Source organism: Nicoliella lavandulae (assembly GCF_037546185.1).
GTDB classification, from domain to species: domain Bacteria; phylum Bacillota; class Bacilli; order Lactobacillales; family Lactobacillaceae; genus Nicoliella; species Nicoliella lavandulae.
In genome coordinates this window covers 336,624-357,993 of record NZ_JAWMWH010000001.1, presented here as the reverse complement: position 1 = coordinate 357,993, position 21,370 = coordinate 336,624, and the positions used below count along the sequence as shown (strand labels likewise).

The window sequence follows — 21,370 nt, the reverse complement described above, 5'->3', positions numbered from 1 at the left end:
TTTAAATTTTTGTATATTATAAATATATATGAAATAATAGTTACATAGTGTTGATTATTCAACACTACGGATTAGGAGGATGTAAACAATGAAAGATACTAATACATTATTTCAACATGGAACCTTAGCATTATTAGTTCCCGGATTATTAACTGGAACGATTAAGATTGCTGATTTTCTAAAACATGGTGACACTGGAATCGGGACCGGTGAAGGTCTTGATGGTGAATTGATCATTTTAGATGGCGTTGCTTATCAAATTGATGGTGATGGCAATGTTAATGAACTCGGTGATGACTTCACCGTTCCATTTGGGAACATGCACTTTGCTGATTACAAACCATTTAAGTCGGTTGATAACTTAGACTTAGCTGGGATGCCAGAAGCAGTATTAGGTGCTAAGAGCCTTGCTAACGCCTTTTTCTCAATTAAGTTAACGGGTGAATTTAAAACGATGAAGACGCGTTCTGTCTTTAAACAAAGTAAACCATATCCTACATTGGCAGAATGTTCAGACAAACAACACGTTTTTGATGGTGAAAATAAGAAGGGAACGGTTCTATCGTACTTCTCACCACAACTATTTAATGGTGCCGCTGTTGGTGGTTTCCACAGTCATTTCTTAGCTGATGATAAGTCTCAAGGTGGCCATATTCTTGATTTTACTGGCTTCACCGGTAAGATTGAATTACAAGTTTTCAGTAACTTGGATCAACAATTACCAATTGATAATGCTGAATATATGGATCATGATTTCTCAAAGGATGATATTGAAGGCGCAATTGAACACGCTGAATAATTAAAAATTAGCATCAAAAAAGCCATGCTTTCGATTGAAAGCATGGCTTTTAAATTTAATTTTTATTTTACTTTAGACCAGTTATTACTTTGAGCATTGTAAACGTAAGCACCGGTTGGAGTTACTTGGCTGGAGTTAATGTTGCTTGTAGTATACCAGATTGTGCCACTAGTTGGTTTAAAACTACTTGAAACAACGGCATCACTTGAGTCTGGTGAGTATGCTGATATGAAAGTATTACCATCATTACCATAGTTGTAAACATTAGTGGTTAGAAATACGAATGTGTTGTCACTAGTGTTACTGTATGGGACTGTAACAATGTTGTTATCAGATAATTTAATCTGATAAACAGCACTACCACCCATATCGATTAACTTTACACTGTACTTGTTTCCTGGAGTTATGGTAGTTCCATTAATATTTGCGGCATTTGAGTTAGGTGAAACAAATGCATCTTGGAAGTCAGTTGAAGATGGAACACTACTTTGAGCAGTTTTGTATGCGCTATTAACAGTAGTAACTGTATTTGTTTTTTTACTGCTACTGCTGCTATTACTACTACTATTTTTGTTGCTGGAATTATTACTATTACTACTGCTACTGCTATTAGTCTTAATTGCTTTTTGTAATTTGAACCAACTGGTAGATTTTACAAGGTTACTGTCAGTTACGATATAGTAGTTAGATTCGTTATTCTTACCACTGGTAATACATACCCAATCTCCATTATTATTCTTTAATAATGTTACAATTCTACCCTTTTTTAAAGTAACAGTTTTCTTAGTTAGGTTTAAACCTTTACCAGTAACATATGTTGCTTTAATTGCTTTAACATTTTTCTTGATTTTAACAGAGTAAACAGTATTTTTCTTACTCCAGTAACTTGATGTTGCCTTAGGAGTCGCAGCATGTACATTACTACTTAATGCTGGTGATAAACCTAAGGTAACTGTAGCAGCTAGTGCTACTAATGCGTGTTTATAGTTCATTATTAAATTCCTCCATGTTTATTATTATGACTTGGTACATTTTAACATGGATGCGGCGATGCGTCTAAGGTAGCGGATACATAATAAGTTGTGTACAATATATTTGCGTTAGGATTCTAGTTGGTCTACAATAGTAAACGTAAATTAGTTCTTAATAATGTGTAAGCTAAAGGAGTGCTTTGATTATGATCAATAAAAAATTAATTACCGGAGTGGCTACTGCTGCCGTTGCAGCATTGTTAGTGGTACCAGCCGGAGTAAGTGCGATGAGTCATTCAAGTATGAACAACGCTAAACAAACCAGTTCATCCATGAAAATGAGCAGCAGCTCTTCAATGAAGATGAGTAGTGGCTCATCCATGAGCATGAGTGGCATGATGATGAAGACCAATGGTGGAAAAGCACCTAAGGGGCTTAAAATGGCTACTAATGCTAAATATATGAAGGGCGCTAAAGTAATGATTAAGGCCAACCATATGTCAGGCATGAAGGGCGCCATGGCGACCGTAGTTGGTGCTTACAATACTGATTTATATACCATTGACTACACTCCAACTAATGGTGGCAAGGAAGTTAAGAACCACAAGTACTTAGTTGCTCCAGAAATCAAGACTGCTAAAAAGGGTCAACTTAAAGTGGGTGAACAAATTACTGTTGAAGCCGATCATATGACTGGGATGAAGGGTGCCAAAGGTAAGATTGTTTCAATCAAGAAGGGTCCTGCCTACATGGTTAACTTTAAGGCTACGAATAGTAATGTTACTTACAAGAATCACAAATGGTTGGCACAATCTGACTTAACTAGTATGAAATAGTATAATTAAATTTAAATTTTTGAAGTCATCGTTAAAATTACGATGACTTATTTTGTTTATAAAGATATAATTTGTTATGATAAATTTAATAAATACGAACGAGAGTGATTATAGATGACCGAAAAATTATTTATGTATGGGCTAGATAACCCGTATTGGTTTTACGTGAGCATAGTGTCTGCAATTGTTATGTTTGCGTCCGATTTTAAAAAGCTGTGGTTGATAGGCGTGATATTCATCCTAATTGCAATTTTGACTGTATTAAAAACAGCCCGTAAATTTCAAATTATAAATACGTTGTTAAGTGATCAAGCATTATTACCTGCTAAAAATGCATTGGATGTGAGTGTGGGGACGGGTTATTCTACAACCCGGCTAGCGCGAGCAGCATTAAATGCCAAAGTGACTGGGATTGAAGATGCTTACCAACATACCGCGAACCGAGCTCGAAATAATTTATTTAAGCGTCAAGTTAGTAGTCGTGCTAACGTTATTAGTGCTGACATTACGAAAATGCCATTTGATTCTGATAGCTTTGATGTAATTACCGGTAGCTATTCAAAACAAACTCAGTTGTTCACGCATAGTCGTAAACAACGCCAAGCCATTTGTGATGAAATCTATCGATTAGTTAAAAAAGATGGTAGTGGTTCGATCTTAATGGTTAATACTAGACGCCAAATTAATAAATATGCGGTCCTATTTAGTAGTAAACCCGAATTAGATGTTTATATTGCTGATCCAGAAATGCGAATTAAATTTGGTTATCGGGCTATGAAAATTATCGTGAGATAGCAAAAAAGATTGCCTTGGGGGAGGCAATCTTTTTTTATATTATATAACGAACATATGTTTGTTTTTCATGTATTATATTACTCTCAAACGATCACTGAGTCAATAGTTTTAACGAACAAGGGTCAATCTAACGTAAAATGATTAGGCTCAAAAAAGATTAGAATGCTCATAGCATACGATAACACTAGGATAAAACAAAGTAGACCAAACACATAGCCTAGTTCAAAAGTTTGGTCTAGGTTCATAAATGATGAAATTAAGGTATTGCTTAGGAATTGGACGGTAGTATTGAAGATGAACATCGTCAACCAAGTGAATAAGAAACGGTAATTGTAATTATTATCACTAGTAATAAGATGTTGATAATGAACGATTGCAAAAATTAATGATAGTCCAACCAAAACTATTGTAATTATCGGCAAGTGCAATCCATTAACGTGTAGGAATTCTAAGTAACTAGGGATAATCCAAATGGCGATTAAGTAGTATAGTATTTGTAATATTTTTTGTTGTTTAGTTATTTTAGGTTGATCATTTTCGATTTTTTTATCGGGTTGAATAATAAATAACACTCCTTAATAATACAATGCAAAATTATACAAGAAAAGGATTGCCGTATCAATGTTTTCATCAAATATTGTGAAAAGCCGAACAAAATAATATTCACTGTTTCATATCGATTTGCTAAGAACTAAAGGCAAATTATTGTGAATTAGACTATAATAAGAAGTAACTATTTTTTGAAACATGGAGAGTTAAAAATGAAACTGAAACAACTTAATATGAACTGGTTTAGTTTGCTGTTTTTATTAATTGCAAGCTTTATCATTATGACCTTTTTATCAACGTCATCGCCTTTGTATCTGGTCAATCCATCCCCAGATGCCAACATTATGATGACAGTTGGCAAGGGGTTTTGGCATGGTTTAATGCCGTATCATGATCTGTTTGATAATCGGGGACCATTAATTTATCTATTCTATTCTCTGGTCGCCCTAGTTAACTATCATTCGTTTACCCTGGTGTTTATTTTAGAAGCATTGTGGCTGTTTATTGATCTAATCTTAGGCTTTAAGATCCTGCGCCACTTTATGCGAAGTACGATTGCATATCCATTAACTTTCTTTATCGTCCCATTGATGTTTAATGAATTCTTCTTTCAACATGGCGATACGCCAGAAAGCATGGTCATTCCATTCCTATTGGCGATGATCTATCAACTGATTAAGCATCCTGATTTTCATTTTTCAAGATTGGCGATATTTTCACAAGGTTTATTCGTAGGAATTGCGTTTTGGATTAAATATACATTTTTAATTCCTTGGTTTGGCATTGGGCTAGTCATTGCATTAACCTACCTATTTAAAAAACAATTTCAGTCGTTATTCCGCTTGTTGGGTTGGGGTGGCTTAGGCTATGCAATTGTTACCGTGCCCATCTTAGTTCTGTACAACGTTCACCATATCCTATTTGAAATGTTGGACGTTTACTTTATGTTTAATCTAAAGTACTATAATCGTTCTAACTTTGATTTAATGCAGTTGATTCAGCTACCACAAGTTGATCCAGTCGCTAGATGGGTAGAAATAATGGTGTTAATTACAATTATTATGATTGCGATTATTCCTAAGTTGAATTGGCGTACTAAAGCTGCATTGGAGATTGGTTTAATTTTAGAAACTATTTCAATTATTACGGTCAAGGTAACGGCCACATACTATTACACTTTAATGGCTGTTTTTTCAATCTTTATCCTAGTTGGGATTGGAATTTTATTCCAGAAGATTTTGCCTAATATGGTCATTGAAAATCCATTCTTACCATGCTTACTAATTGTGTTATCAGCATGTGCTACATTGTTGATGAATCAAAACTATCGTTATTCGCGATTGTTTCCACATAATCCATTGTATAGTTTAGATCACCGGGCAACGGAGCCATATCAAATGCGTTTTGCTAAGGTAATTGACCGTAGTAAAGACCGGTCACTATTGGTTTATAAAAACATTGATGTTAGTTTATACACTAAATTAGGCACGTTACCGAATAATAAGTACTTTGTAAAAAACAATTTGAACTATCAACCAATGATTAAATCACAAGCCAAACAGTTGAAGTCATTAAAGAATAACTTTGTGCTAACGATTCAACCCACTAAGCCGCAAACACCAGCCACTAGACGCTTGGTTCGTGACTTAGCTAATAATAAGACGTTACGCACCCATTATCATTTAGTTGATACTACGAAGGCGTTGAAATTTACTTCAGCAACTAATTTATATGATGTTCAATATGATTTATATCAACGCAATCAATAATTAAAATCCATCACCGAAATTAAGGTGATGGATTTTTTATTTTTCATTTGACTTAGAGTTAACTCTAAGTAGTAACTTATAGTTAATCAATTGATTTCACTAACAGAGGAAGTTCATCGATGAAAAAATATTCAATTAGCGAATTCGCAACTATCGTTGGGTTAACAACTTATACGCTGAGATACTATGAAAAACAATCATTAATCGTACCAGATCGGGATGCAAATGGCCGCCGCTATTACACTGATCATGATATTAAGTGGGTCGGCTTCTTACTGCATTTGAAGGGGACGGGGATGACCATGAGCGAAATCATTAAGTATGTTCAATTACGAGCAATCGGCGATTCAACCATTAGCGAACGCCGTGAATTACTAGCCATGGTCCAAGCCCGTAGTTTAGCTGAAATTGCAGAAAAGCAGGCAAACCTAGCGGTATTATCACACAAGATTGATTGGTATGATGGCAAGCTCGATCATACGATTACAGAAGACTTTTCACATTATTTACAACGGTTAAAACGAAAGGATGATTTAAATGACACAAAATGAAAATGTAGCAAACGGAATTATCTTTGGGCGCGGGGCTAAAAACGATGCATACGCCCAATACTTTACTGGTCAAAGCTATTTAAATGGACTGGTTAGTCCATCAAAAGATGTCAATGTTGGGGTCGGCAACGTGACATTTGAACCAGGATGTCGTAATAACTGGCACATCCATCACGATGGCTACCAAATTTTACTGGTTACTGGTGGCGAAGGCCTTTACCAAGAGGATGGCAAACCAGCCCAACTACTAACGCCTGGCGACGTAGTGGTCACTCATGATGGCGTTAAACACTGGCATGGCGCCACTCCTGATAGCTGGTTTTCCCATATCGCGATTACCGCTGGAACTCCAGAATGGTTGGAAGCAGTTTCTGATCAACAGTTCCAAACCGCATTTGAACAAGGAAAGGGGAATGCATAATGGCTAAACAAACCGCAGGGCATGATAACTTGGGAGATTTTGCTCCTAAGTTCGCTGAACTAAATGATGATGTATTATTCGGTGAAGTGTGGTCACGGACTAAAGAACTATCTGCCCATGACCGCAGTATGATTACAATTTCCGCATTAATTTCTGGTGGCAATTTTGCCCAACTAGAAGCTCACTTAAAGATGGGGAAGCAAAACGGCATTACCCAATCTGAAATCGCCGAAATGATTACGCATTTATCATTTTATGTTGGTTGGCCTAAAGCATGGTCAGCATTTGGCATTGCTAAATCAGTATATGGTGAATAGGGATTATCAAAAGTCGCAATGTAATTGCGACTTTTTTATTTGTCGTTTTTGACCACTTACCATGGTTTTAATACCACTTATCCGATAATCGCCATTTACATAGTAGTACTTGCTATAATCAACATTAATCGAGATGGAGGGATCACCATGGAATTATTAACTGCTACAAATTTAACCCAACGTTACGGCAGCAAAATTGCCGTTAACCATATTAATCTATCAATTCACGCCGGCCAACTAGTGGCTTTCCTAGGTCCTAACGGTGCTGGTAAATCAACTACAATTAAAATGTTAACTGGAATTACCCAACCAAAATCAGGCAGCATCAGCCTATCGGGACTCCACCCAACGGATGCTAAATACCGCCACCAAATCGGCGTAGTGTTTCAAGACAGCGTCTTAGATTCAGAACTAACGGTGCGCCAAAACTTAATGTGGCGCGCTAAGATGTACAAACATGTTGATCAACAATTCATTGCTAGTTTAATGCAGGCCTTTGATATTGCAGCCATTGCTAATCAGAAGTATGGCTCCTTATCAGGTGGGCAACGCCGGCGGGTCGACATTACCCGTGCCCTTGTTAATAAACCCAATCTATTGTTTTTAGATGAACCATCGACTGGATTGGACATTCAAACGCGCAATAAGATTTGGGAAGTTTTAAACCAGTTGCGCAAGGAACAGCATCTAACGATCATTTTAACGACCCACTACTTAGAAGAAACCAATTTTGCGGACTATGTATACGTGATTGACCATGGTGAAATTATCGCATCGGATACGGTCACTAACTTAAAACGAGAATACGCCAGTGATTTACTTACGATTGATGTAACGGATGTTGATGCCGTAAAACAATTATTAGATGCTAATTGGATCGTCTCAGTCGATGCTAAGCAACTACAATTGAAGTTGCCAGACGTTAATACTGCGATTGAATTCTTAGCTAAAGCTCGGCCACTCATTACTGCGATGGAATACAAACGCGGTGATATGAATGACATCTTTGTGGCCCTAACCGGAAAGAAGATTCGCTAATGCTCAGCTTATTAAAACGAAATTTAAAACTATACTTTGCTAACCGGACGATGGTCTTTTTCTCAATGTTAGCGGCGTTGATCTCATTTGTGCTTTACCTCTTGTTCTTAAAGACCGGGATGCAACAAGAATGGCAACATATCCCAGGCAACACCAAGTTATTGGATCCATGGTTGATTTCTGGAACCCTTGCCGTAGCCGGACTAACGAGTACTGGTACGGCACTATCCCAAATGGTTACGGATCGCGAAACCGGACGGATTTATGACTTGAAATTAACGGATTTATCAACGTGGCAAATTCAAAGTTCGTACTTAATTAGTGCGATGCTAGTGGGAATCATTAATCAAATGGTTGCCTTTGGCTTGATGGGTGGCTACTTCCAATTAGTGGATAATATTAATATCGGCTGGGGCCACTTCGACTTAGTCCTAGCGATTGCAATCGGGAGTAGCTTAGTGTGGACTAGTTTTAACCTCTTGATCTATTCATTCATTAATCGGGTTAAATCAATTTCAACGGTTAATTCCATAATTGGAACGGCTTCTGGATTCTTTGCAGGAACGTATGTCCCAATTGGCACCCTCCCAAGCATTGCCCAAACGGTGATGAAGTGTACACCGGCGCCATACGTTTCAGCAGCATTTCGGCAAGTGTTGATGGATAATCAACTATCATCATCATTTAAACACTTACCAACGACAGTCTTAAAGAACTTCCGCCTATCAATGGGGGTGGATATAAAATTAGGTTCAACTGTATTATCGATGGCCCAAATAATCTTACTTTTGAGTGGTTTCTTATTGTTGTTTATTGTATTGTTAATAATAGTAAACTATCTCAGAAGAAAGGAAGTTTTGGTGCATGCAGGTTGATTTTCACCAAGATGATCAATTATCACCAGCTGAAATTAAACTAACGGTTAGTGCCAAGCAACTAACTCCGGACGTAGTGGCACTCATCAATAAACTATCCGACTTAAATGAAACCACGACGAATGTATTGCCATTGACTATTGACGATCGCGTCGATATGGTCAGTTTAGATGACATTATATCAATTGAGGTCTTTGGCACTGATTTAACGGTTACCACCACTGAACATGATTATTCATTTCGGGGGCAATTGAAAACCATCCTAGCGCGCATCGATGACCAACGCTTCATTAAGATTGCCCGGGGGACAGCAATTAATATTGACCATCTCAATGCGTTAGAAGCTGGGTTTTCTGGTAATATGGTCGCATTCTTAGACCATAACATTAAGTTGAGTGTTAGTCGGAAATACCTACCGGATTTGAAAGCGAGGTTGCGGATGTGAGACGAATCCTAAATCTAATTATTAAATATGCGTTGATTGGGATGGGGGCCGGATCGATTATCTTTTTAATCATTTTGGCAACTTATTCACACGCCCAAGTAAGCCAATCAGAAATTATCAGTCTGTTAGTGACCACGGCGTTAGTTGGTGAAGGCACATTTATTTTTCATATTTGGTGGTTGCCGTTTTCAATCAGGCTGCTGATTCACTACGGAATAATATTGATTTCAATGTTTATCCTAGGCGCTTATAATGGCTGGGCAACTAACAATTTAGCATATACTATTCAAGTGACCATCATCTACTTGATTGTATGGGCCTTTCAATACTATCTGAATCAAAAAGCCGCTAGTAGTGTTAACAAATTGATTCAAAAACGAAAATCAGACCACCATTAAACACAAATTGACTTTTAAATAGTAACTAGATATCATTAAGATATTCTTAACGATTGATTAGTTAGAGCAGCCCGCTCCTTGAAATCAAAGGAGCGGGTTTTTCTAGTGAAATGGAGGATTTATAATGAAGCGCAAGCATTTGAGCATTCGGACCGTTGTGGCAATTGGGATTGGAACGGCGATCGTGTTCTTATTAAAACGGTGGGTATCGATTCCAAGTGGGGTCCCGAACACCAATATTGATACTTCATACGGTTTCTTAGGCTTTGCTGCCGTGTTATTTGGGCCGATTGCCGGACTATTTATGGGCTTTTTGGGCCATGCATTAACTGACTTTACGCAATATGGAATGCCATGGTGGAGTTGGGTCATTGCAACTGGATTTGTTGGGCTCGGTATGGGGATGCTACATAACCGCCTGGGCATTGAAGATGGCATGTTTACCGTTAGTAAAATGGTGATTTATAACGTTTGGCAAGTGATTATTAACTTAATTGCGTGGACGTTGATCGCGCCCACCGGTGATATTTTAATTTATGCTGAACCAGCAAATAAAGTGTATCTCCAAGGCTTTATTTCCACCATTTCAAACAGTGTTTCGACTGGTGTGATTGGTACGATTCTATTAGCATCATATGCAGCGACCCGTTTGAAAAAGGGCAGCCTTAGAAAGGAAGATTAGATGACTGAACCAGCTGGAATTAAGTTTGAACACGTAACTTTTCAATACTATAGCCAGGCTGAACCCACATTGAAGGATATTAACTTAACCATTCAACCGGGGGAAAAAGTGTTGATCGTCGGGCCATCTGGATCCGGGAAGTCAACATTAGGCAATTTAATTAACGGGATTATTCCGCATAACTACCGTGGTGACTTATCCGGAACGGTAAACGTTGATGGAATCAACGTTGCTGAATCAAGCGTCTTTGATCTGTCATTAAAGGTCGGGACGGTATTGCAAAATGCTAATGAGCAGTTCGTTGGGTTAACAACGGCTGAAGATTTGGCGTTTGGTATGGAAAATGATGACACGCCGACTGATGAAATGCATGCGCGAGTTGCTAAGTGGGCGGATTATTTGAACTTAAATGATCAATTGAATCAATCGCCCCAAAACCTATCTGGTGGCCAAAAGCAACGGGTTGCGATGGGGGATGTTTTAATTGACGATGGCGATATTATGCTCTTTGATGAACCATTGGCAGCGCTTGACCCAGCTACTGGTTACAAGACCATTGAATTAATCGATCGGCTCCATCGTGAATTTAACATGACGGTCGTCATTATCGAACACCGCTTAGAAGAAGTGCTAACGCAATCCGTTGACCGGTTAATCGTGTTAAACGATGGTCAAATTGTGGCTAATGACAAACCAGATGCCATCTTAAAGACAGACATTATGCCTAAATTAGGGCTTCGTGAACCACTATATATCGAAGCGTTGAAGGCGGCTGACATTGACTTGAACCAAGTGGATAACTTATCAAATGTCGATCGCGTGGATACTGCTAATTTAGCAACGCAATTGGCACCACTAGCAAAGCCAACGGCTCAAGTGGAGCCTAATTCAGCCACCCCATTATTGAGCATTCATGATTTATCATTTGGGTTCGCAGATCAACCAAAACTGTTCAACAACTTAAATCTAACCGTTAACCGTGGTGATCATTTAGCATTGATTGGGCGGAATGGGATTGGTAAATCCACGCTCAGTAAGTTGATTACTGGTTTTTTAACCCCTACAAGTGGTCAAATTCAGTTATCTAACCATGACTTGGCGGATGATACTATTAAGGAACGGGCCGATAAAATCGGTTATGTAATGCAAGATCCAGATAAGATGATTAGCCAAGTGGGGGTAAAAGCCGAAGTTGGGTTAGGGCTAAAACTGCGTGACTACGATGCTAAAACCATTGAAACTAAGGTGAACCAAGTCCTTAAAGTTTGTGGACTTTACCCATATCGTAACTGGCCCATTGCAGCCCTTAGCTTTGGCCAAAAGAAACGGGTGACGATTGCTAGTATCTTAGTCTTAGAACCGGAAGTATTAATTTTGGATGAACCAACGGCAGGTCAAGATTTCAAACACTACCAATCAATGATGCAGTTCTTAGCCCAGTTAAATCAACAGGGCAATACATTGATTACGATTACGCATGATATGCACTTGATGCTGGAATATGCTAATCGTGCGGTGGTGTTAGGCAATCAAAATATCTTAGCCGATACCAAACCCGTCGCGGTGCTATCAGACGCTAAGCTTTGTCAACAAGCTGACTTACGGCCCACGAGTTTATACCAACTAGCCCAACGCTTTAACTTAGATCCACAGGCGTTTACCGACCGGGTGATTCAATATGAATTGGGGGATAAGTAATTATGAACCAGAATTTATTTGGTTACGATCGACAAAACACTTGGATTCACCGCTTGAGCGGAAGTAGTAAGTTATTTTTCTTTCTATTAGTATCCATTATTGCGATGATGAGTTACGACACTCGTTTTATTACGCTTGTGCTCGTGCTTTCGCTTGTTTTATTACAGCAATCCCATATTAAATGGCATCAGGTCCGACTCGTGGTGAAATTAATCGTGGTCTTTTCACTATTAAATTTAATTATGATTTACGTGTTTTCACCAGAAAATGGGGTTGCCATTTATGGCACTAAGCACATTATTTTTGGACATGGTTTTTATGCGCTTACCCAAGAACAACTATTTTATGAATTTAACTTGGCATTGAAGTACTTTGTCACCGTCCCATTAGCGTTGATTTTCTTGATCACGACGAACCCGAGTGAATTTGCAGCTAGTTTAAACCGGCTCGGGGTTTCATATCGAATTAGTTACTCCGTTTCATTAGCACTACGATATATTCCGGATGTGCAAAATGACTATCAAGAAATTAGTATGGCGCAACAGGCGCGTGGATATGAATTATCCAAAAAGGGTAAACTATCACAACGGTTGAAGGGGGCGGTACAAATCATCATGCCGCTGATTTTTACCAGTATCGCTAAAATTGATACGATTAGCCAAGCAATGGAACTACGTCGCTTTGGCCGTAACCGGAAGCGGAGCTGGTACATGCAACGACCCACTACATTGAACGATTGGCTAGTATGGCTATCAACCATTATTATCGTAATCATCGGCATTTTATTCTTTATGTTAGATGGCGGGCGCTTTTACAACCCATTTAAATAACAATTACAGCCACATTCATTAGGATGTGGCTGTTATGTTATTATTGATTATTAGAAAGGAAGATTGATAACGGTGTTTATCTTATTATTAGTCCTAGGCTTTATAATTGGGGGCTTTGTGATCGCAATGGGTGGTGGTGGCGCTGCCTTTTACTTAGGCATCTTGACCGGATTAGTGCATATTGCACCAGCCAGTGCCGCAGCCACTTCATTGTTTACGGCATTACCCTCACTATGTATTGGGGCTTATAGTCATTATCGAACTGGGAACATGCGGTTTAAATTCGGTAATCGAATGTTAATTGCAGCAGTTCCAGCCACAATTATCGGGAGTATCATTGCTGAATTTTTGGATGAAAATATCTATAAGTGGTTAATTTTCTTAGTCTTTCTATTATTAGGCTTACAAGTGATATGGCAATCGTTTCATCATCATGAATCAAAAAATACGCAAATGACGGCACAACTAAATCCAGGGAAGGCCTACTTTTTTGGGACCCTTAGTGGGTTAATGGTCGGCATTGCCGGATTGAGTGGTGGTAGTCCACTGGTTGCCGGGATGTTGTTGATGGGATTATCCATGCAAGAAGCCGCAGCTACGTCCTCATATGCATTGATCATTACCTCCATTGTGGGAATTTTAATGCATTCAACTGAGGGTAATATTGCGTGGGGAGCCGGAATTGCATTAATGATTGGGGCCATCATTGGTTCAGCGCTAATGCCTGCCTTGTTAAGCCGTTTTAATTCACGGAAAGTTACAAAGGTATTGCGCCCGTTAATGGGGGCCATCATGATTATAATGGCGGTTACTACCGTTGCTTAAGGGGATGAACTAAAATGAAGAAACATTTAACGTTTGGGGAATATTTTTCACGCGCAGTCCTATTCGCGGTATTATACCTATGGGTTGGCGCGGCGCAACTACCAATGTTGCATATTAAAACTTCTAATCCGCTGCTGGTCAATTTAGGGTGGGTGTTAGTCTACTTTGTTAGTTATGCCGGCTTAATTGCTGTTTTAATGAATCGTTATCGTTACTACCACCAAGCGCCGTTAACTAAGTTGACCAGTGATAACATGGGCTTAGTTGGGATTGCATATGTAATCTTTATGGCATTTCAGGTGATCATGTTAATGTTATTACAAGTGATCTATCATCAAGGTCAGTCTGAAAATAATGTAGTGATTCAAAAATTGGCAACTTCGAATAGCATCGTATTATGCGTAATGCTAGTGGGAATTATTATTTTGAGTCCTATCGTAGAGGAACTATTATTTCGTGGCTTTATTGTTGATGGCTTTTTCAAGGGTAGCCGCGTGATTTGGCCGATGTTAGTCAGCGGATTTATCTTTTCATCTGGACACTTAAATAGTAACATCATTAGTTTCTTAATTTACGCAGTGATGGGGGCACTATTAGTTTACTTGTACCATCGAACTGGTAACATTAAGGCAAGCATTGCATTTCACATATTGAACAATCTGGTAGCATCATTTGGGTTGATTCAATTATTTTTAACTAAATAGGAGCGTTTTGAAATGAAGAAAAAATTATATAGATCAGACAATCGGATCTTTTTAGGTGTGTTAGGTGGAATTGCTGACTACTTCGGATTTGATGCAACTTGGACCCGCTTGATTTATGCAGCATTGACCGTCCTTAGTTTTGGATTCCCGGGCGTGGTGCTCTACATCATTGCTGGTTTGATTATTCCGAATAAACCTAATTATCGTGATATTGATGCAGAAGAAATTGATCGAAAATAAGTTACAAATCATGAAAGGCTAAGCGAAATGCTTAGCCTTTTTTTGTTCCACAAGTCTATTTTGTAACTGTTTTGTAACATAAATGAAATTGCTCTGTATTACTTTTGTTTTAGTTTAGTATTATTTCGTCCCTATAATGAAAAATGTTAAATAAATTATAAATAAATTAAAAAATATCATTATTTGGGGATGAAGATATTGAATTATAAAAAATTAAGCAAGTTACTACTAGTTCCATTATTTTCAGTTTCAATGTTTTTCGGCATTAATAATAACCATCAACCAGCAGCACATGCTGCCAGTAAACGAGCAGTTAAAGTTGCGTATCAAGTTGCTGAATCTAAGCTAGGTTCACCATACACTTACGGTGCATCTGGTCCTACTACGTTCGATTGTTCAGGATTTACTCAGTACATATACGAACAAGCACATGTTAATATTGCCCGGACTGCTCAAGGTCAATATGAAACCACTAAGCCCATCCAAAGAACCCAATTAAAAAAGGGGGATTTGGTTTACTTCGGTGATAGTTCTGATTCGATTAGTCACGTTGGTTTTTACATCGGTAATGGTCAAATGATCGATGCGCAAAATAATGGCGTTATTACTGAAAACATTGATGCCCCTTGGTGGAGTATCGTTGGTTACTCTAGACCATAATAAATAAGATGACCCTAATTAATTTTAGGGTCATCTTTTATTTTGATGTAAAAAAGGACCCCTCATAAAAAATGAGGGGTCCTTTTTGAATTATTGAATGATTTGAACTAACTTTTTGTTGGCAGAGAAGTAAGTACCATCAGCAGTTTTGATCCGGTAAGTTTGACCGTATTTAACGGGCGTTCCACTAACTACTTGGCCCCGGTGTAGGACTTGAGTTGCTTTTTCAGATAGTGAAACATTCTTGTATTCGTTTAAGTTCTTGCTGAGAACCTTAAAACGAGTTCCAGTTGAAACGTAGTTACTTGGTGAAATTTGAATGACGTGTGGATTGTTAACTGGGTTATCAACCGTGGTGCTAACAGAAGAACTATCGTCATCATCACTATCACTGTCATCGGCAGTGGATGAAGTGGTGCTGCCACCTAACCAGAATGAAAGGGGCTTACCATTCGTTGGAATCCGACTAGCATCAACGCGTTTTCCTAATGCAGCACTGTAATACTTATCAGTGTATTGCCATAGGTCGTAGTGATAACTAGTATTTGGCGTAGCAGAAGTATAACTTGCTAACCAAATGGCATCGTAGGCACTCTTAGCAGTGGTAAAGTTACTCATGAATGATTGGTAACTGTATAACACGATTGGCCGCTTAGTTAATTGACGTGCCCGGTTAGCCCAAGCAACCGTAGCTGAGTTTAGTGAACCAGAAGTAACGTGGTTCGCTTCAGCATCATTAACGTAGAATAATGCATTCGGTGCGGACTTGATTAAAGTAGTTGCTTCGTTGGCAGCGTTACTAGCACTACTGTAAAGACTGTAACTATATACTCCATATTTAACACCATATTTGGAAAGGGTCTTAACGTTGTTTTGGAATACCTTATCCTTATATGATGATCCATATTGAACCCGTAGAATTAAGAAATTAGCTTCATTTTTTAATTTTTGAGCTTGACTATTAGTAATGGTTCCTTGCCATTCTGATAAATCATAAATCGGTTTGGTGTTGCTAGTATCTGCGCTAGCATTGACAACCGGTGCAATAATGGCGAGCCCTAAAACTACGACCATTGTGCAAAGCGCTTTGAACATTTTCATTGATTTGTCACTCCATCTTTATTATTTACTATTTGATAGTTTAACATTAAAAACGCCCAGAATTGCCATTGCAATGTATTTACAACCTGATTGTAATTGTTTGGTAACAGTTCTCTTGTTGATGCAAAATTGCAAGCAAAAAGCATTAAGTTTTATTAAAATAATTCTAAAACCTAATGCTTTTTTTCATTTAATTAGTTTCCAGCAGAATACTAATGCGGTAACGATTGCCGCCCAAATGAAACTTTCAATTCGATCCTTAGTTTCAACTTTGCGCGCTCGTTTTTCTTGATTTTTACCGGTGAAGTATCTCAATTAAATCCTACTTTCTATTTAGTTGTTATGGTCTTGATCAATATTGGTCATGGCTCTTGCGTTGACCCAATCATGGAATTCAGCTTCGGTAACTCCATTATCAAGAGCAGCTTGTTTTAATGTTAAGCCAGCTTGTTGGGCGTGTTGAGCAATTTTAGCACTGCGTTCGTATCCGATGTGGGGACTTAATGCAGTTACTAACATTAATGAATTGTTTAATAGTTCGCTCATTCGATCTGAATTAATTTCGAGACCTTGAACTAAATGCACGTCAAACGAATGAATGGCTTGCGTTAATAAATTACTGCTGTCTAAGAAATCATAAATAATGATGGGTTTGTAAACGTTCATTTCGAAGTTTCCCTGACTGTTAGCAATGTTAATGGTGGTATCGTGACCAATTACTTGGGCACAGACCATCGTTAACGCTTCTACTTGCGTTGGGTTTACCTTTCCCGGCATGATGGATGAACCAGGTTCGTTACTTGGAATGTTAAATTCATTGTAACCAGCTCTAGGCCCACTGGCTAGGAATCGGATATCGTTTCCAATTTTAATTAAATCAGTCGCTAGGGTTTTTAAAATCCCATGTACCATGGTAATGCCAGTGTGATTAGCTAGTCCTTGAAATTTATTGGGGGCTGGTTTGAAATCAATGCCGACCTGCTTGCTTAGTTGTGCAACCATTGCGGTATCGAATCCAGCGGGCGTGTTTAAGCCAGTTCCAACTGCAGTCGCCCCAATGGGCAATTCTAAGAGGGTGGCTCGATTAGTTTGCAAGTATTCTAGATCGTGTTGCAAAGCACTACGCCAGCCACTAATTTCTTGGCCTACCGTAATGGGCGTGGCGTCTTGTAAGTGGGTCCGACCGATTTTAACGACCGTTTGAAATTGATGGGCTTTAGCATCAAATGAATCGATCAGCGCCTGTAAGGTTGGCATTAACTTATCAATGGCCATTGTAGCAGCCATCATCATGGCAGTTGGAAAGGTATCATTAGAACTTTGGGACTGGTTAACATCATCATTTGGATGGATGCTAATTTGTGGATTGATTTGAGCTGCCATGTGGGCAATGACTTCATTGACATTCATATTTGTCTGGGTACCACTTCCCGTTTGGAAAACGACTAATGGAAATTCACTTTGGTAGTCACCAGTTAAAATTCGATCAATTGCTTGGGTAATTAAATCAGCCTTCGCCTTTGTTTGAGTCCCTAATTGATAATTAACAATTGCAGCGGCCTTTTTAATTTGCAATAAATTATGAATGATTGCAGTGGGCATTTGTTGCCCAATTTTAAAGTTTTCATGACTCCGTTGGGTTTGGGGCCCCCATAAAGCGGTTTTAGGTACTTTCACGTTACCTAATGAATCCTTTTCAATCCGATATTCCAACTAAACCAATCCCTTCAATGTGTTTATTACTATTATAATAATGGGAATAAAAGCATGTCAAAAGATTTTTAAGTTAAACAATCAGACACGATTTTTAGAATAAAATGAAAAAAATTTAACATAAAAATTAAAATTTTTCGACTAGCCTAAAAAAGACTTTAAATTTTTTTAAAAAAGAGTAAAATGTTCATTGGTTAATAAAACTTTATATTTTGTATCTCAAAAAATGATACCTTACAGAAAGGTGGAGTTTCACGTGAGTGAAAAACACAGTATGATTCACTACGCTAATGGTCCTTCGTTGGAAGAAATCAACCATACCGTTAGCGTACCTAGAGATTGGGGTTTTTGGAAGACTTTATTTGCTTATTCTGGACCAGGGGCATTAGTTGCCGTTGGTTATATGGATCCAGGTAATTGGTCGACTTCAATCACCGGTGGACAAGACTTTGGTTACCTATTGATGTCTGTTATCTTGATTTCAAGTTTGATTGCGATGTTACTGCAATACATGGCGGCTAAACTTGGGATCGTGACCCAAATGGATTTAGCGCAAGCCATTCGTGCGCGGACTTCGAAACCATTAGGAATTGTTTTATGGATTATGACAGAACTTGCCATCATGGCGACTGATATCGCCGAAGTTATTGGTGGAGCGATTGCGTTAAACTTGTTATTCCATATTCCACTTGTCGTTGCCGTTTTCATTACCGTTTTTGATGTTTTACTATTGTTATTACTTACGAAGATTGGGTTCAGAAAGATTGAAGCCATCGTGGTTTGTTTAATCTTAGTAATTCTAGTTGTCTTTGCTTACCAAGTAGCATTATCAAATGCTAACTGGTCAGCTGCATTCGAAGGATTAATTCCTACACCTGATATTCTTTCACAAAGTCGTAAGGCTGCTGATGGATTAACTCCTTATAATGGTGCATTAGGGATTATCGGGGCCACTGTGATGCCACATAACCTTTACTTGCATTCAGCAATCTCACAAACTCGTGATTATAATCCTAAGGATAAAAAGGATGTTGCTAGAGCCATCAAGTTTACTACTTGGGATTCTAACATTCAATTAACGTTTGCATTCTTCGTTAATGCATTACTATTGATTATGGGGGTTGCCGTATTCAAGACCGGTGCCGTTAAGGACTCATCATTCTTCGGATTGTTTGATGCCTTAAACAACACTGCAACCTTGAGTAACCCAATCTTGATTAGCGTTGCTAAGTCAGGAATCTTATCTACATTGTTCGCGGTTGCCCTATTAGCTTCCGGACAAAATTCCACGATTACGGGAACTTTAACTGGTCAAGTAATCATGGAAGGATTCATTCACATGAAGATGCCACTTTGGTTACGGCGTCTAATTACTCGTTTAATTTCAGTGATTCCAGTGTTGATTTGTGTGGCATTAACTAGTGGTGAATCAGAACTACAAGAACATACCGCATTGAATAACTTAATGGAAAATTCACAAATCTTCTTAGCATTGGCATTACCATTCTCCATGTTGCCATTGATCTTGATGACTGATAATGCTCATCAAATGGGGAAGGAATTCAAGAACCGCCTTTGGGTTAAGTTCCTAGGTTGGGTTTCAGTAATTGGTTTAATTTACTTAAACTTAAACGGTCTTCCTGGTTCAGTTGCTGGATTCTTCGGTGATAACCCAACTGCTTCTCAAACCAATGAAGCTAATATCATTGCATATACCTTAGATATTTTGATCTTAGGACTATTAATTTGGACGATGGTTGAATTCTACTTTGGTAACAAGCGCATTGAAGCTGAACAACAAAATCAAGCTAATGCTCAAAAGAACGCATAATTAACCAATTTTAAATAAGAGGTGCCTGTTATGGATGAATTTAAACGAATTTTAGTCGGTGTCGATGACTCTGACGATGCGATTTTAGCCTTTCGGTATTCCATCGAACGTGCTAAACGTGACGATGCTCAACTAGTGTTAGTATCAGTTTTGGAAACGGAAGAAATTAACGTTTACGAAGCACTTACTAAGGACTATGTTCATGGTGAAAAATCAGAACTAGAAGCTCATATGCAAAAGTACGTTAAACAAGCACAAGATGCTGGGGTAAAAGACGTTCAAGCAGTAGTTGCTTCTGGATCTGCTGGTGAAGCCATCGTGAAGGATGTAATTCCGCATGTTGAACCGGACCTATTGGTGGTTGGTTCTCATTCGAAAAAAGGGATTGCCCGTCACTTTGGGAGTCAAGCCGCATACATGGCTAAATATGCTCCAATTTCAGTAATGGTCATTAGATAATTATTATTAAATAAAACTGTCATTCCTGTTTGGGGATGGCAGTTTTTTAGTTATAATAGATGCAAAGGAAGGCTGATTATGTTTACGTTTAAAAAATGGCAAACGCAGTTATTACAAGTTCTATGTGGACTATACCTATTATGCGTCGCTTACATTTGTTTTACCCCGCGCTTTCCGGTTAGCGTTCAACTCGGTAGTTACCCGGATCTCCATGCACTAACCTATGGTCATGCATCAATTGTTTATTTACCACTGATTGAATTGGGCACCCTTGGCTTTTGGCTTAACGTGGTGATGACGATGCCGCTTGGTGGATTCATTAGCTTGTTGAATCGTCGCTATCTCAGTTTCTGGCAAGTGTTAGGGATTGGATTATTAACGGGATTATTTATTGAAATGGGCCAATTCTTCTTAGATAATTGGTTGAACTTTCAACGAACGGTGGATGTCAACGATGTCATGTCGAACTTAATTGGCGTGGTAATCGGTTATTACATTGTGCGGTATGGTGAAGGGAGGATTTACAAATGGCTGAAATCATTCAAGTCTTAGAGCGTCATCGTAACTTAATTAAAGTGAAGTATCGCGGTGAATTTGGTTACTTCTGGCCGACCACGAATCTGACTGGTAACCATCCCATTCAATCATTTGACGATGCTGACCAGGCGTTACTTCAACACTTAGGTCGATCAACTACCGATACGGTGTTAGTTCCATTGGGTTATGATCCGACGAATCTGATCTTTATTATTCAAGTTCTTGATAAATTAGCCATTCAAAATGGTGCTGATGGTGAAGTGGGCACCTTCAATATTATGGCAAATGGCGATATCAAAAATGCCACCGCTGATTAATTTCAGGGT

The 21,370-nt window shown here is 38.5% G+C and carries 26 protein-coding genes; 22 read left to right on the top strand and 4 right to left on the bottom strand.

What is annotated here, in order from left to right:
• The first annotated feature begins 88 nt into the window (after positions 1–88).
• Positions 89–799: an acetolactate decarboxylase gene (gene budA, locus R4146_RS01570; RefSeq protein ID WP_339959711.1), complete on the top strand. Its 711-nt coding sequence runs from the start codon at positions 89–91 to the stop codon at positions 797–799.
• Positions 800–861: 62 nt separating this feature from the next.
• Here the strand turns inward: budA and R4146_RS01565 are convergent, their stop codons facing one another.
• Positions 862–1,791 (bottom strand): hypothetical protein, encoded by a 930-nt coding sequence (locus R4146_RS01565; RefSeq protein ID WP_339959710.1) that lies wholly within the window; start codon positions 1,789–1,791, stop codon positions 862–864.
• Between the two features lie 185 nt (positions 1,792–1,976).
• Between R4146_RS01565 and R4146_RS01560 the strand changes: the two genes are divergently transcribed.
• Positions 1,977–2,606 (top strand): YdhK family protein, encoded by a 630-nt coding sequence (locus R4146_RS01560; RefSeq protein WP_339959709.1) that lies wholly within the window; start codon positions 1,977–1,979, stop codon positions 2,604–2,606.
• Positions 2,607–2,858: 252 nt separating this feature from the next.
• The gene (locus tag R4146_RS01555; RefSeq protein WP_339959708.1) at positions 2,859–3,401 is read left to right on the top strand and encodes a class I SAM-dependent methyltransferase; all 543 of its coding nucleotides are present in this window, start codon (positions 2,859–2,861) and stop codon (positions 3,399–3,401) included.
• Positions 3,402–3,523: 122 nt separating this feature from the next.
• On the opposite strand, the gene R4146_RS01550 is transcribed toward R4146_RS01555, so the two are convergent.
• Positions 3,524–3,973, bottom strand: coding sequence for a hypothetical protein (locus R4146_RS01550; protein ID WP_339959707.1), 450 nt, complete (start codon positions 3,971–3,973; stop codon positions 3,524–3,526).
• A 189-nt stretch (positions 3,974–4,162) separates the two neighbouring features.
• On the opposite strand from R4146_RS01550, the gene R4146_RS01545 reads away from it, so the two are divergent.
• The 15 genes from R4146_RS01545 (at position 4,163) to R4146_RS01475 (ending at position 15,403) form a co-directional block, all read left to right on the top strand.
• The gene (locus R4146_RS01545; RefSeq protein WP_339959706.1) at positions 4,163–5,719 is read left to right on the top strand and encodes an ArnT family glycosyltransferase; all 1,557 of its coding nucleotides are present in this window, start codon (positions 4,163–4,165) and stop codon (positions 5,717–5,719) included.
• 119 nt (positions 5,720–5,838) lie between these two features.
• Positions 5,839–6,270 carry a MerR family transcriptional regulator gene (locus tag R4146_RS01540; RefSeq protein WP_339959705.1) on the top strand — a complete coding sequence of 144 codons (432 nt, stop codon included), beginning with the start codon at positions 5,839–5,841 and terminating at the stop codon, positions 6,268–6,270.
• Positions 6,257–6,691, top strand: a complete 435-nt coding sequence (locus R4146_RS01535) for a cupin domain-containing protein (RefSeq protein WP_339959704.1) — start codon at positions 6,257–6,259, stop codon at positions 6,689–6,691. Before R4146_RS01540 ends, R4146_RS01535 begins: the two co-directional genes overlap by 14 nt.
• Positions 6,688–7,008, top strand: a complete 321-nt coding sequence (locus tag R4146_RS01530) for a carboxymuconolactone decarboxylase family protein (protein WP_339960632.1) — start codon at positions 6,688–6,690, stop codon at positions 7,006–7,008. The genes R4146_RS01535 and R4146_RS01530 overlap by 4 nt, the downstream gene beginning before the upstream one ends.
• 147 nt (positions 7,009–7,155) lie before the next feature.
• Complete coding sequence (locus R4146_RS01525; protein ID WP_339959703.1) at positions 7,156–8,046, top strand: ABC transporter ATP-binding protein; 891 nt, start codon at positions 7,156–7,158, stop codon at positions 8,044–8,046.
• Complete coding sequence (locus R4146_RS01520) at positions 8,046–8,921, top strand: ABC transporter permease (RefSeq protein WP_339959702.1); 876 nt, start codon at positions 8,046–8,048, stop codon at positions 8,919–8,921. The genes R4146_RS01525 and R4146_RS01520 overlap by 1 nt, the downstream gene beginning before the upstream one ends.
• Entirely contained in the window at positions 8,911–9,366 is a 456-nt protein-coding gene (locus R4146_RS01515; RefSeq protein WP_339959701.1) for a LytTR family DNA-binding domain-containing protein, read from the top strand. Before R4146_RS01520 ends, R4146_RS01515 begins: the two co-directional genes overlap by 11 nt.
• A complete protein-coding gene (locus R4146_RS01510; RefSeq protein ID WP_339959700.1) occupies positions 9,363–9,764 on the top strand; it encodes a DUF3021 domain-containing protein in 402 nt (133 codons plus the stop codon). Before R4146_RS01515 ends, R4146_RS01510 begins: the two co-directional genes overlap by 4 nt.
• A 121-nt stretch (positions 9,765–9,885) precedes the next feature.
• Positions 9,886–10,446, top strand: a complete 561-nt coding sequence (locus R4146_RS01505; RefSeq protein ID WP_339960631.1) for an ECF-type riboflavin transporter substrate-binding protein — start codon at positions 9,886–9,888, stop codon at positions 10,444–10,446.
• Positions 10,447–12,144 carry an ABC transporter ATP-binding protein gene (locus tag R4146_RS01500; protein ID WP_339959699.1) on the top strand — a complete coding sequence of 566 codons (1,698 nt, stop codon included), beginning with the start codon at positions 10,447–10,449 and terminating at the stop codon, positions 12,142–12,144.
• A gap of 2 nt (positions 12,145–12,146) precedes the next feature.
• Positions 12,147–12,974: an energy-coupling factor transporter transmembrane component T family protein gene (locus R4146_RS01495; protein ID WP_339959698.1), complete on the top strand. Its 828-nt coding sequence runs from the start codon at positions 12,147–12,149 to the stop codon at positions 12,972–12,974.
• 72 nt (positions 12,975–13,046) lie between these two features.
• Positions 13,047–13,799, top strand: a complete 753-nt coding sequence (locus tag R4146_RS01490; protein WP_339960630.1) for a sulfite exporter TauE/SafE family protein — start codon at positions 13,047–13,049, stop codon at positions 13,797–13,799.
• Between the two features lie 14 nt (positions 13,800–13,813).
• On the top strand, positions 13,814–14,503 hold the full coding sequence (locus tag R4146_RS01485) for a CPBP family intramembrane glutamic endopeptidase (RefSeq protein ID WP_339959697.1): 690 nt from the start codon (positions 13,814–13,816) through the stop codon (positions 14,501–14,503).
• Positions 14,504–14,515: 12 nt separating this feature from the next.
• Positions 14,516–14,743 (top strand): PspC domain-containing protein, encoded by a 228-nt coding sequence (locus R4146_RS01480; protein ID WP_339959696.1) that lies wholly within the window; start codon positions 14,516–14,518, stop codon positions 14,741–14,743.
• A 198-nt stretch (positions 14,744–14,941) separates the two neighbouring features.
• On the top strand, positions 14,942–15,403 hold the full coding sequence (locus R4146_RS01475; RefSeq protein ID WP_339959695.1) for a C40 family peptidase: 462 nt from the start codon (positions 14,942–14,944) through the stop codon (positions 15,401–15,403).
• A 90-nt stretch (positions 15,404–15,493) separates the two neighbouring features.
• Here R4146_RS01475 and R4146_RS01470 read toward each other — a convergent pair whose 3' ends face one another.
• Both R4146_RS01470 and R4146_RS01465 read right to left on the bottom strand, forming a co-directional pair.
• Positions 15,494–16,504: a GH25 family lysozyme gene (locus R4146_RS01470; RefSeq protein WP_339959694.1), complete on the bottom strand. Its 1,011-nt coding sequence runs from the start codon at positions 16,502–16,504 to the stop codon at positions 15,494–15,496.
• 333 nt (positions 16,505–16,837) lie between these two features.
• Entirely contained in the window at positions 16,838–18,217 is a 1,380-nt protein-coding gene (locus R4146_RS01465; RefSeq protein ID WP_339959693.1) for a class II fumarate hydratase, read from the bottom strand.
• A gap of 226 nt (positions 18,218–18,443) precedes the next feature.
• Here R4146_RS01465 and R4146_RS01460 point away from each other — a divergent pair, with 226 nt between their 5' ends.
• The 4 genes from R4146_RS01460 (at position 18,444) to R4146_RS01445 (ending at position 21,361) form a co-directional block, all read left to right on the top strand.
• On the top strand, positions 18,444–20,048 hold the full coding sequence (locus R4146_RS01460) for an Nramp family divalent metal transporter (RefSeq protein ID WP_339959692.1): 1,605 nt from the start codon (positions 18,444–18,446) through the stop codon (positions 20,046–20,048).
• Between the two features lie 30 nt (positions 20,049–20,078).
• Positions 20,079–20,507 carry a universal stress protein gene (locus tag R4146_RS01455; protein ID WP_339959691.1) on the top strand — a complete coding sequence of 143 codons (429 nt, stop codon included), beginning with the start codon at positions 20,079–20,081 and terminating at the stop codon, positions 20,505–20,507.
• 78 nt (positions 20,508–20,585) lie between these two features.
• A complete protein-coding gene (locus R4146_RS01450) occupies positions 20,586–21,059 on the top strand; it encodes a VanZ family protein (RefSeq protein WP_339959690.1) in 474 nt (157 codons plus the stop codon).
• Positions 21,035–21,361, top strand: a complete 327-nt coding sequence (locus R4146_RS01445; RefSeq protein ID WP_339959689.1) for a hypothetical protein — start codon at positions 21,035–21,037, stop codon at positions 21,359–21,361. Before R4146_RS01450 ends, R4146_RS01445 begins: the two co-directional genes overlap by 25 nt.
• The last annotated feature ends 9 nt before the right edge of the window (positions 21,362–21,370 follow it).